Source organism: Aeromonas sp. S19(2024) (assembly GCF_041402625.1).
GTDB lineage: Bacteria > Pseudomonadota > Gammaproteobacteria > Enterobacterales > Aeromonadaceae > Aeromonas > Aeromonas caviae.
The window spans coordinates 52,153-64,516 of record NZ_JBGLQU010000002.1 but is presented as its reverse complement, the minus strand read 5'-3'; the positions used below and the strand labels follow the sequence as shown (position 1 = coordinate 64,516).

At 59.0% G+C, this 12,364-nt stretch carries 11 protein-coding genes; 4 read left to right on the top strand and 7 right to left on the bottom strand.

Features of this window, described 5'->3' with window-relative positions:
- Positions 1-21: 21 nt before the first annotated feature.
- The 6 genes from ACB037_RS04685 to rpsB form a co-directional block, all read right to left on the bottom strand.
- Entirely contained in the window at positions 22-879 is an 858-nt protein-coding gene (locus ACB037_RS04685) for a phosphatidate cytidylyltransferase (RefSeq protein ID WP_039039428.1), read from the bottom strand.
- Between the two features lie 27 nt (positions 880-906).
- On the bottom strand, positions 907-1,683 hold the full coding sequence (uppS, locus tag ACB037_RS04680; protein ID WP_039039427.1) for a polyprenyl diphosphate synthase: 777 nt from the start codon (positions 1,681-1,683) through the stop codon (positions 907-909).
- A 72-nt stretch (positions 1,684-1,755) separates the two neighbouring features.
- Positions 1,756-2,313: a ribosome recycling factor gene (gene frr, locus ACB037_RS04675; RefSeq protein WP_010673406.1), complete on the bottom strand. Its 558-nt coding sequence runs from the start codon at positions 2,311-2,313 to the stop codon at positions 1,756-1,758.
- A 95-nt stretch (positions 2,314-2,408) separates the two neighbouring features.
- The gene (pyrH, locus tag ACB037_RS04670; protein ID WP_010673405.1) at positions 2,409-3,143 is read right to left on the bottom strand and encodes a UMP kinase; all 735 of its coding nucleotides are present in this window, start codon (positions 3,141-3,143) and stop codon (positions 2,409-2,411) included.
- A gap of 71 nt (positions 3,144-3,214) precedes the next feature.
- On the bottom strand, positions 3,215-4,096 hold the full coding sequence (gene tsf, locus ACB037_RS04665) for a translation elongation factor Ts (protein WP_010673404.1): 882 nt from the start codon (positions 4,094-4,096) through the stop codon (positions 3,215-3,217).
- A 104-nt stretch (positions 4,097-4,200) separates the two neighbouring features.
- Entirely contained in the window at positions 4,201-4,929 is a 729-nt protein-coding gene (gene rpsB, locus ACB037_RS04660; RefSeq protein WP_010673403.1) for a 30S ribosomal protein S2, read from the bottom strand.
- A 358-nt stretch (positions 4,930-5,287) separates the two neighbouring features.
- On the opposite strand from rpsB, the gene map reads away from it, so the two are divergent.
- The 4 genes from map to ACB037_RS04640 all read left to right on the top strand — a co-directional run bounded on the left by map (position 5,288) and on the right by ACB037_RS04640 (position 10,448).
- Positions 5,288-6,076: a type I methionyl aminopeptidase gene (gene map, locus ACB037_RS04655; RefSeq protein WP_371174956.1), complete on the top strand. Its 789-nt coding sequence runs from the start codon at positions 5,288-5,290 to the stop codon at positions 6,074-6,076.
- A gap of 64 nt (positions 6,077-6,140) precedes the next feature.
- A complete protein-coding gene (gene glnD, locus ACB037_RS04650) occupies positions 6,141-8,783 on the top strand; it encodes a bifunctional uridylyltransferase/uridylyl-removing protein GlnD (protein WP_042015535.1) in 2,643 nt (880 codons plus the stop codon).
- 178 nt (positions 8,784-8,961) lie between these two features.
- A complete protein-coding gene (dapD, locus tag ACB037_RS04645) occupies positions 8,962-9,789 on the top strand; it encodes a 2,3,4,5-tetrahydropyridine-2,6-dicarboxylate N-succinyltransferase (protein WP_010673400.1) in 828 nt (275 codons plus the stop codon).
- 275 nt (positions 9,790-10,064) lie between these two features.
- Positions 10,065-10,448: a DUF3461 family protein gene (locus tag ACB037_RS04640; protein WP_039039426.1), complete on the top strand. Its 384-nt coding sequence runs from the start codon at positions 10,065-10,067 to the stop codon at positions 10,446-10,448.
- Positions 10,449-10,609: 161 nt separating this feature from the next.
- Here the strand turns inward: ACB037_RS04640 and ptsG are convergent, their stop codons facing one another.
- A complete protein-coding gene (gene ptsG, locus ACB037_RS04635) occupies positions 10,610-12,043 on the bottom strand; it encodes a PTS glucose transporter subunit IIBC (RefSeq protein ID WP_045523587.1) in 1,434 nt (477 codons plus the stop codon).
- Between the last annotated feature and the right edge of the window lie 321 nt (positions 12,044-12,364).

Below are 12,364 nucleotides of genomic sequence, written 5' to 3'. Positions count from 1 at the left end.
GGATCATCAGTGCGCGAAACATCAAAACTCCGGACCGAGCAACAGGTAGCTGAGCAGGAAGACGGGCAGCGCCGCCGTCAGGCTGTCGATGCGATCGAGAATGCCCCCATGGCCCGGCAACAGGGTGCCGGAATCCTTGATGCCGGCTTCCCGCTTGAACATGCTCTCGGCCAGATCGCCGAGCACGGAGGCCAGCACCGCCAGCAGAGAACAGAGCAGCACGGTGCCCATCTTGGCAGGCACGAAGCCCATGAACCAGGTCACGCCGATGGCCAGCAGGCTGGCGGTAAACAGCCCGCCCAGCATGCCTTCAATGGTTTTCCCCGGGCTCACGGCCGGCGCCAGCTTGTGTTTGCCGAACGCCTTGCCGAAAAAATACGCGCCAGAATCTGCCGCCCAGACCAGTCCCATCACGAACAGCAGGATCCAGGCCCCCATCATGGGGTCGTGGTAGAAGTTGTAGCCGCGAATGGCCACCAGGGACCAGAAGAAGGGAACCAGGGTCACCAGACCGAACAGGGATTTGAGCCAGATGGATTCACGCCACAGCCTGGCGCTTTGCGGGTAGCGCAGCACCAGCAGCAGCCCCAGCAGCCACCAGCTGACGGCGGTCCAGAGCACGCCCATCACCAGCGGATGCAGTTGGGGGATCCAGAGTTGCTCCACGGGCACCCAGAACAGGCTGGCCCCCAGCAGCAGACAGAACACCAGCGGCAACCACTGTTGCGGCTGGGCTGTGACGAAGGCACTCCACTCACGGCTGGCCAGCAGAAAGACCAGGGCGGCGAGCAGGGCAAAGAATTTCAACGGCAGAAAAAACAGCGCCCCCAACACCAGGGGAACTAACAGTAATGCGGTAATAATTCGTTGTTTTAGCAAAAGAAACCTCTCTCTTGGGAGCGGGGTTTAGCCGGTCTGTTGCGCGGCGATCAATTCCCGGATCTGTTCACCCGTACACCCGAAGCGACGCTCGCGAGCAACGAAGGAGGCAACTGCCCCACTGAACTCGGCCTCGTCAAAATCGGGCCACAGGACCGGGGTAAAATAGAGTTCGGCATAGGCGAGCTGCCAAAGGACAAAGTTGCTGATGCGATGATCCCCGCCGGTGCGGATCAACAGATCCACGGGGGGCAGATCAGCCATGCAGACATGACGACCCAATGCCGCCTCATCGACCGCCTCGGCATCCAGTTCACCCGCCGCCACGGCCCGTGCCAGGGTCCGGGCCGCCTGGGCGATGTCCCACTGACCGCCATAGTTGGCGGCGATATTGAGGGTCAATCCCTGATTGTTGGCGGTCAGGGCCTCGGCCTTGGCGATCTTGGCCTGCAGCCGCTCGCTGAAACGGGCAGTGTCGCCAATCACCCGAAGGCGAATGCCGTTGCTGTGCAACTTGCTCACCTCGCGACCCAGCACCGTCATGAACAACTCCATCAGGGCGTTTACTTCCCCTTCCGGACGGCGCCAGTTCTCGCTGGAAAACGCAAACAGGGTCAGCGCCTCCATCTTGGCACGGGCGGCAAAGGCCACGGCCTCACGCACGGATTTCACGCCCGCCTTGTGCCCGGAAACCCGCATCTTGCCGCGGTTCTGGGCCCAGCGACCATTGCCATCCATGATGATGGCGACGTGACGGGGCAAGGACGAGCTGGCGCTATCGCCTAGCGCTGCCAAAAGCGACATTCATTTCTCCCACAAAGACAAAAGCGCCGTGCAGGGGCACTACACGGCGCTCGTAATATACCTGTCGGAGGCTTAGATTTCCATTAGCTCCTTTTCCTTCACAACCAGGGCGTCATCCACCAGCTTGATGAAGGTATCGGTCAGCTTCTGGATCTCTTCCTGGGCGCGACGGTCGTCGTCTTCGGAGATCTCTTTCTCTTTCAGCAGGGCTTTCAGGTCGGCGTTGGCATCGCGACGGATGTTGCGAATGGCAACCCGGGCACCTTCGGCTTCGGCACGGACGATCTTGGTCAGATCACGGCGACGCTCTTCGGTCAGCGGCGGCAGCGGCACGCGCAGAGTCTGGCCGTTGCTGGACGGGTTCAGGCCCAGATCGGAGGTCAGGATGGCTTTTTCCACCGCCTGGATCATGGAGCGATCGAAGATGGAGATGGAGAGAGTACGGGCATCTTCTGCCACCACGTTGGCCAACTGCTTCAGAGGAGTGGCAGCACCGTAATACTCCACCTGGATGCCGTCGAGCAGGCTCGGGTGAGCACGGCCGGTACGGATCTTGGACATCTGGGTCTTCAGCGACTCTACGCTTTTGCCCATGCGGTCCTTGGCGTCGTTTTTAATCTCGTTGATCACAGTGGTTTTCCTTTTGGCGAACGAGCCGACAGGCGGCTCGTATCTATCTTGTTGACTGGCGTAATGGACAAGCGAGCCTGGGGCTCACACTTGCCTTACTTGCTGGCCTGGTGGATCAGGGTACCTTCCGGCTCACCCATGATCACGCGGCGCAGCGCGCCCGGTTTGTTCATGTTGAACACCCGGATCGGCAGATCGTGGTCGCGGGCCAGGGTAAAAGCAGCAAGATCCATCACTTTGAGTTCTTTTTCAAGAACTTCATCATAACTCAGTTCCTGATAGAGCACGGCATCCGGGTTCTTGACCGGGTCATCGGTGAACACGCCATCGACCTTGGTGGCTTTCAGCACGACGTCGGCTTCGATCTCGATACCGCGCAGGCAGGCTGCCGAGTCGGTGGTAAAGAAGGGGTTGCCGGTACCGGCAGAGAAGATCACCACCTTGCCGGCACGCAGCTGGCTGATGGCTTCGGCCCAGCTGTAGGAGTCGCAGACCCCTTGCAGGGAGATGGCCGACATCAGGCGGGCATTCACATAAGCACGATGCAGGGCATCACGCATGGCCAGGCCGTTCATGACGGTCGCCAGCATGCCCATGTGGTCACCCACCACGCGATTCATGCCTGCCTTGGCAAGGCCGGCACCACGGAACAGGTTGCCGCCACCGATGACCAGACCGACCTGAACACCCAGCTCAACCAGCTCTTTGATCTCTTGGGCCATCCGTTCCAGCACCGCCGGATCAATGCCGAAACCCTCGGATCCTTGCAGGGCTTCACCACTCAACTTCAGAAGAACACGTCTGTATGCAGGCTTGGGATTGGTACTCATGTCACTGATTCCTGGTCATATAAAGACCGCGACATAAGTCGCGGTCTGGGGAAACGGAAAAACCGGTTCGATTAGGCCTTCTGAGCGGCCGCGATCTGGGCTGCTACTTCAGCAGCGAAGTCAGTCTCTTGCTTCTCGATGCCTTCGCCCACTTCGAAACGGGTGAAGGAAACAACGTCAGCGCCTTCTTTCTTCAGCAGCTCGGCAACGGTCATGGAAGGATCTTTCACGAACGGTTGACCAGTCAGGGAAACCTCACCGGTGAACTTCTTCATGCGGCCTTCAACCATCTTCTCGGCGATCTCTTTCGGCTTGCCGGAGTTGATGGCGATGTCGATCTGGATTTCGCGCTCTTTGGCAACGACTTCGGCAGACACGTCTTCCGGTTTGACGAATTGCGGGCTGTTGGCAGCAACGTGCATGGCCAGATCTTTGGCCAGCTCGTCGGTACCGCCAACCAGCTTGGTGATAACACCGATGCGGGAGCCGTGAACGTAGGTGCCCAGGTTGTCACCTTCAACCAGCATCACGCGACGCAGGTTCATGTTCTCACCGATCTTGGCGATCAGGTTGGTGATGGTCAGCTCGACGGACTCGCCGTTGCCGAAGTCGGCGGCTTTCAGCGCGTCAACGTCAGCGATTTTCTGGGTAGCAGCGATCTCGACGATCTTCTGACCCATGGCCAGGAAACCGGCATCCTTGGAAACGAAGTCAGTCTCGCAGTTCAGCTCGATCATGACGGCAACGTTGCCTTCGGTACGGGCGAAGATCACACCTTCAGCGGCGATACGGCCAGCTTTCTTGGCGGCCTTGGCCTGACCGGATTTACGCATGTTCTCGATAGCCAGCTCGATATCACCGTTGGCTTCTTCCAGCGCTTTTTTGCAATCCATCATGCCAGCGGCGGTGCGCTCGCGCAGTTCTTTTACCAGGGCGGCAGAAATGTTTGCCATGTCCAGTATCCTCGGTCTTGAATTGACAAGAAACAGGGGCCACAAGGGCCCCTGCTAACCAATTACATCAGCTTGGTTAATAAGGGCTTTTCAGTCCTTATCAATTACTCAGCTTCAACGAAGCCATCTTGTTCGGCTTGAACAACGATGTCCTGCTCGCGGGCTTCCAGAACGGTGTCAGCAGCAGCGTTCAGGTACAGCTGTACGGCACGGATAGCGTCGTCGTTACCCGGGATGACATAGTCAACGCCGTCCGGGTTGGAGTTGGTATCAACGATGGAAACTACCGGGATACCCAGGTTGTTGGCTTCTTTGATAGCGATGTGCTCGTGGTCGGCATCGACAACGAACAGAACGTCAGGCAGGCCGCCCATGTTCTTGATACCACCCAGGCTCTTCTCCAGCTTTTCCATTTCGCGAGTACGCATCAGCGCCTCTTTTTTGGTCAGCTTGTCGAAGGTACCGTCTTCGCTCTGGGTTTCCAGATCTTTCAGGCGCTTGATGGACTGACGAACGGTTTTCCAGTTGGTCAGCATGCCGCCCAGCCAGCGGTGGTTAACATAGAACTGGTCGCAACGCTCAGCGGCTTCTTTGACGGCTTCAGACGCGGCACGCTTGGTACCTACGAACAGTACCTTGCCTTTCTTGGCAGCTACGGAGCTGATGAAGTTCATGGCATCGTCAAACATCGGAACGGTTTTTTCCAGGTTGATGATGTGAACTTTGCTGCGGGCGCCGAAGATGTAGGACTTCATTTTCGGGTTCCAGTAACGAGTCTGGTGACCGAAGTGAACGCCGGCTTGCAGCATGTCGCGCATAGAAACTTTAGCCATTTTATACCTCTGTATTGGGGTTAGGCCTCCACACATCCCATATAACCGACCCGTTAAGGCACCCCGGCATATGTGTCGATGTGTGTGTGTTGTTGAGTAAGGGTGATGGCATGAGGACACGAGTTCCCCATTCCGGCGCGCTTTATACCATAACTTTGGTCATGACACCACCAGCCCGGGTGCTAAAAATGGATCCCGGACCATGGTGCGACCGCCTGATGACGTTGCGATGACGATCACACTGGAAGTAAACGGGGGTTGGGGATAAAATTTCGCCCTGATTGCAAACGCATCTATTTTTCATTACCTGGTTGTTGGGCATCGGCAGGATGCGCAATCAGGCCCCAAGAGAGATCCCATGTCCATTAAAATCAAGACACCGGAAGAGATTGAAAAAATGCGTGTCGCCGGCCAGCTGGCCGCCGACGTGCTGGTCATGATCGCCCCCCACGTCAAGGCGGGCGTCACCACAGACGAACTGAATACCCTCTGCCACGACTACATCGTCGACGTGCAGCAGGCCATCCCCGCGCCGCTCAATTACCACGGTTTCCCCAAGTCCATCTGTACTTCGGTGAACGATGTCATCTGCCATGGCATCCCGAACCACAAGAAGCTGCGGGAAGGGGACATCATCAATCTGGACATCACCGTCATCAAGGATGGCTATCACGGCGATACCTCCGCCATGTTCATCGTGGGCCAGACCACCCCCCTGCGTCGCCAGCTCTGCAAGGTGGCCCAGGATAGCCTCTATGCCGCCATCAAGCGGGTGCGCCCGGGCATGTGCATCACCGAGATCGGCGCCGTCATCCAGCCCATCGTCGAGCAGGCAGGTTTCTCCGTGGTACGCGACTACTGCGGCCATGGCATCGGTGCCGAGTTCCACGAAGAGCCGCAGATCCTCCACTACCGCAACGGCGGCAAGCTGGAGCTGAAAGCAGGCATGTGCTTCACCATCGAGCCCATGGTCAACAGCAAGAAGTACCACTGCAAGGTCAATCCGAAGGATGGCTGGACCGTGACCACCAAGGACGGCGGCGACTCCGCCCAGTGGGAGCACACCCTGCTGGTGACCGTGGATGGCTGCGAGGTCCTGACCCTGCGCCCCGACGACACTATCGAGCGTTTTATCCGCCACGTTTGACATTCAACCCCGGCCGCGCGCCGGGGTTGCTCTTTACCCGGCCCGACCGAGAGTGTGACATGCCATGGATGCCAGCCTGCTTTCTCCCCATCTGCTCCCAGACGATCAGCTCACCCGTGACAACTGCAAGGAGTACCTGAGCCGCTTTCTCGCCTGGCTGCACGAGCGCTTCGACGCCGGTGACAACATCATCGAACTGGTGGCCACCCGCTCCGAATACATGGACGCGCTGCTGACCAGGCTCTGGCACAAGTTCGGCTTCGACAGGACCGAGCTCACCCTGATCGCGGTAGGCGGCTATGGCCGCGGCGAGCTGCACCCCCACTCCGACATCGACCTGCTGATCCTCTACGAAGGAGATGAACTGGACGAGGTGCTGGGGCTTCGCATCGGCGAGTTCATCACCCTCTTGTGGGATCTCAAGCTGGAAGTAGGGCAGTCGGTGCGCAACGTGGCCGAGTGCATCGAGCAGGGCCGCAACGACATCACGGTTGCCACCAACCTCATCGAGGCCCGTTACATCACGGGTCGCCTGGCGGGATTCGAACAGTTGCAGGCGGCCACCCAGCCCCAGCACTTCTGGCCGAGCGAAGCCTTCTTTCGTGCCAAACGCGAAGAGCAGGCCCTGCGCCACCAGCAGTTTCTCGGCACCGCCTACAAGCTGGAGCCGGATCTCAAGAACAATCCCGGGGGCCTTCGCGACATCCAGACCCTGGCCTGGGTCGCCCGCCGCCACTTCGGCGCCACCACCCTGTTCGAGATGACCAGCCACGGTTTTCTCAACCGGGCCGAGTACCGGGAGCTGCTCGACTGTCAGAACTTCCTGTGGAAGGTGCGCTTCGCCCTGCACATGGCCATCAACAAGGGGGATAACCGTCTCTTGTTCGACCGCCAGCGCACCGTGGCCCAGATGCTGGGGTTCGAGGGGGAAGGCAACGGCCCGGTCGAGCAGATGATGAAGCGCTTCTACCAGACGGTTCGGCGGGTGGCCGAGCTCAACGAGATGCTGCTGCAACTCTTTGACGAGGCCATTCTCGGCAACACCGCCATGGACGTGCGCCGCATCAGCGACGAATTCCAGCTACGCGGCCGCCTCATCGATGCGGTGGACTCCGAGCTGTTCGGCCGGGATCCTGCCGCCATCCTGCGACTCTTCTACCAGATAGCCCAGCACCCGGAGATTGCCGGCATCCACTCCGCCACCTTGCGCCAGTTGCGCGAGGCCAGACGCACCCTCAACTGCTGGCTGCAAGATCTACCCGAGTGCCGCCGTCTCTTCATGGCGCTCCTGCGCCACCCCAACGGCATCGGCCAGCCGCTCACCCTGATGCACAAGTACGGGATCCTCGCGGCCTACCTGCCCCAGTGGAACCTCATCGTCGGCCAGATGCAGTTCGACATGTTCCACGCCTACACGGTGGACGAGCACACCCATCGGCTGCTGCAGAACATCCATCGCTTCCCGAATCCGGCCAGCCGCCAGACTCACCCGCTCTGCCACGAGGTGTTCACCCAGTTGCGCAAGCCCGAGCTGCTCAGCATCGCCGCCCTCTTCCACGACATCGCCAAGGGCAGGCGTGGCGATCATTCCGAACTCGGGGCCGTGGATGCGCTGGAGTTCTGCCAGTTGCACGGGCTGGATCGCTACGAGAGCCGACTGGTCGCCTGGCTGGTGCGCCACCATCTGCTGATGTCGGTCACCGCCCAGCGCCGCGACATCTACGACCCGGATGTGGTCACCGACTTCGCCCAGAAGGTGCGGGATGAATTGCACCTCGACCTGCTCTATTGCCTGACCGTGGCCGACATCTGTGCCACGAACGACAGTCTGTGGAACGACTGGAAGGGCACCCTGCTGCGCGAACTCTACTTCGCCACCCAGAAGGCCCTGCGCCAGGGGTTGGAAAACCCGCCGGACATGCGCCTCAAGATCCGTGAAAACCAGCGTCAGGCCAGGCAGATCCTGACCCAGCGCGAGGTGCCACAGGAGGCGGTCACCGCCCTCTGGAACGACTTCAAGGCCGATTACTTCCTGCGCCACAGCCCGGAGCAGATCGCCTGGCACTGCCGCAAGATCATCGCCCACGGTGACAACCCGGCCCCCCTGGTGCTCATCGGCAAGCATCCCATACGGGGCGGTAGCGAGGTGTTCATCTATTGTCGCGATACCCCCAACCTCTTTGCCACCGTGGCCTCGGCGCTGGATCAGAAGAACCTCAGCATCCACGACGCCCAGATCATGAATTCGCGCAACGACTACGTGCTCGATACCTTCATCGTGCTGGAACCGAACGGCGAGCCCATCAGCCCCAACCGTACCGCCACCATCAAGAAGGCGCTGGAGAAAGCCCTTCAGGAGCCGGGCAAGCTGGTGCTGCGCAGCAAGCCCCTGTCCAGACGCCACCGCCAGTTCAGCGTGCCGACCAGGGTGGTCTTCCTGCCCCACAAGGGGGAAAACCGCCACACCCTGCTGGAGCTGACGGCCCTGGACACTCCGGGCCTATTGGCCCGTATCGGTGCCGTGTTCCAGCAGTGCGGCCTCTCCCTCCATGCCGCCAAGATCACCACCATCGGTGAGCGGGTGGAGGACTTCTTCAGCCTCACCACCCTGGCCGGAGAGCCGCTGAACCCGGAGGAGCAACAGGCCCTCGAGGAGAGGCTGGTCAATCAGCTCAACCCCCAGGAACCGGTTGGCGAGAGTGCCTGACACGCTCGGATGAAGCCTCGAAAGAGGCTTTTTGACGTATTGATTCCTCAATCAGAACAAATGGTTGGACCACTCAAGTACAATAAATCGCCCTGATTCTGAAGAAATCGGCGAGAGCCCTTAAAAACGATTGGAAAAGTGTGATACAACAAACAGAATTTTATAAAGGAAACCTGTCATGACCCAGTTGCAACAGACCATCGAAGCGGCCTTCGAGCGCCGTGACTCCATCACCCCCGGCTCCGTCGATGCCGCCACCAAGGCCGCCATTCTGGAAGCCATCGACCTGCTGGACTCCGGCAAAGCCCGGGTTGCCGAGAAGATTGCCGGCGAGTGGGTCGTCCACCAGTGGCTGAAGAAGGCCGTGCTGCTCTCCTTCCGCATCAACGACAACGGCATCATCAAGGGCGACGATGCCCAGTACTACGACAAGGTTCCCCTGAAGTTCTCCAACTACACCGAAGAGCAGTTCAAGGCTGCCGGTGTTCGCGTCGTGCCGCCCGCGACCGCGCGCAAAGGCTCCTTCATCGCCCCGAACACCGTGCTGATGCCCTCCTACGTCAACATCGGCGCCTTCGTCGATGAAGGCACCATGGTCGACACCTGGGCCACCGTGGGCTCCTGCGCCCAGATCGGCAAGAATGTGCACCTCTCCGGCGGCGTCGGCATCGGCGGCGTACTGGAGCCACTGCAGGCCAACCCGACCATCATCGAAGACAACTGCTTCATCGGTGCCCGTTCCGAAGTGGTGGAAGGGGTGATCGTCGAGGAAGGCTCCGTCATCTCCATGGGGGTCTTCATCGGCCAGTCCACCCGCATCTATGACCGCGAAACCGGTGAAATCCACTACGGCCGCGTCCCGGCCGGCTCCGTGGTCGTTTCCGGCTCCCTGCCCTCCAAGTGCGGCAAGTACAGCCTCTACGCCGCCGTCATCGTCAAGAAGGTGGATGCCAAGACCCGCGCCAAGGTCGGCATCAACGCCCTGCTGCGCTCCATCGACGAGTAATCCACGCCGATGTCATCAAGGGCACCTCTGGTGCCCTTTTTCATGCCAGCTCTCATGGGTGGGCGCCAACTCCCCTGCCCCACCAGCACTGCACACCCCCATGAGACGATACCGCTTATGGCAGGGCTGACAAGGCGTTCACCTCTCCCCCTTGGCTCGTTGATTAAAAAAGACCTTTTTGACACCAATTTGAATTTGGCGCGCCTGTCACAGGCAAGGCGCCCGGACTCGGGTAAGATAGAGGGGTCAGGATCGTTTCAAACCAAGGAAGCCCGATGTACGAGAATCTCAAGAGCCTGGGGATCCAGGAACCCACCTCGGTGGACAGCTACACCCTGCGCCAGGAAGCCAACCACGACATCCTCAAGATCTATTTCAAGAAGCAGAAGGGTGAATTCTTCGCCAAGAGCGTCAAATTCAAATACCCTCGCCAGCGCAAGACCATGCTGGTCGACTCGGGGACCCATGAGTACAAGGATGTCACCGAGATCAACGCCAACCTCAAATACGTGGTGGATGAGCTGGACAATCTGACCCAGGGCGGCCAGCCTTCCGCCGATCCGGACATCAAGCAGAAGATACTGCGCGACCTGCGTCATCTGGAAAAGGTGGTGCAGAACAAGATCAGCGAGATAGAACGGGATCTCGAAAAGCTTTAGCCGGGCTGATGCAGCAAAGGCGCCCAGGGGCGCCTTTTTCATTGGGTAACACCATGCTGGCGCCGTCAGGAAAGTCCCCGCACATGTCCCGCCACCAAACGCAACCCAGCAAAAAGGGAGGCTTGCGCCTCCCTTTTCGGAACTCGGATATCGGAGCGCAATCAGTTGCTCTTCATCCAGATGTCCATTTCAGTTTTCAGGTTGTCGGACTTGGTGCCGAAGATGGCTTGTACACCGGAACCAGCCACCACCACACCGGCGGCACCCAGCTTCTTCAGACCAGCCTGGTCAACCTTGGCCACATCCTTCACACCGACACGCAGACGGGTAATGCAGGCGTCCAGAGAGGCGATGTTCTCTTTGCCACCGAAGGCGGAGACCAGTGCAGCAGACATCTCGTCCTTGCTTTGACTGGCAGAGGACTCTTGAGCGGCTTCGTCTTCACGACCCGGAGTTTTCAGGTTCATGGCACGGATGACCACGGTGAAGACCACGTAGTAGATGACCGCGTAGACCAGACCCAGACCCACCAGCAGCAGCATGTTGTCGGCACGCGGGGATTGCACCACGAAGTCGATGAAGCCGTTGGAGAAGGTGTGACCGTGAACGACACCCAGCATGTTGGTCAGGACATAGGCCAGACCGGCAAGCAGGGCGTGGATGGCGTACAGTACCGGGGCCACGAACAGGAAGGAGAATTCGATAGGCTCGGTGATACCGGTCAGGAAGGAGGTCAGGGCAGCAGAAGCCATGATACCTACGATCTTGGCGCGGTTTTCCGGCTTGGCGGAGTGCGCAATGGCAAACGCGGCAGCAGGCAGACCGAACATCTTGAACAGGTAGCCACCCGCCAGTTGACCGAAGCCGTTACCGGCAGCACGGGAAGCGTCATCAGCAGTCAGGAAGCAGGTCATGATGCCGTGTACGGTTTCACCGGCGGCGTTGACGCAGGTACCAGCCTGATAGAAGAACGGCACGTTCCAGATGTGGTGCAGACCGAACGGGATCAGGGAGCGCTCAACCACGCCGTAGATGCCGAAGGCCAGGACCGGGTTCTGGTTGGCAGCCCAGTCGGAGAAGGCACCGATGGCACCACCAATCGGCGGCCAGATGAAGGAGAGCACGACACCCAGACCGATGGAAACAAAACCGGTGATGATGGGCACGGCGCGCTTGCCAGCGAAGAAGCCGAGGTACTCTGGCAGCTGGATCTTGTAGAAGCGGTTGAACGCCCAGGCAGCCACGCCACCGGCGAGGATACCACCCAGCACACCGGTATCGATCTTCTCGACACCCATCACAGGCGCCATCACAGTCAGGGTGGCGGTCATGATGCCGTAGCCGACGATGGCGGACAGGCCGGAAACACCGTCGTTATTGGTGAAGCCAAGGGCAACGCCCACGGCGAACAGCAGAGCCATCTGGCCGAATACGGAACCACCGGCCTGCTCCATCAGTTGGGAGACGATTTCCGGCAACCAGCTGAAGTGGGCAGCCCCCACCCCCAGCAGAATACCTGCAACGGGCAAGACCGATACGGGCAGCATCAGCGCCTTACCGACCTTTTGCAGATTAGAGAAAGCATTTTTTAACATGTGTGCGCTCCTGAATGGATTTTTTTCCGACAACGACTCAGGGCAGTTTATTGATGACGATATGCTTCATCCGTCACTGCGCCAAGTGCGTTTTCCGGGTTGCTTATTTTGACCAGCAGAATATAACCCAGCGGGGGTGGAAATGCCTCTGTCGGAAACAAGGGAATAATAAATTTGGAGGAGAGATCACAAGATAATAAATAAGCAGAGAGGGGACTGTCTTGAATATTATTTCGTATTGTTATAGCTTTGCCGCAAAAAGAAATAAACCACTTCAAAATAAATCACAAAGAAACCAAATAATACTCAGCGATACTTACT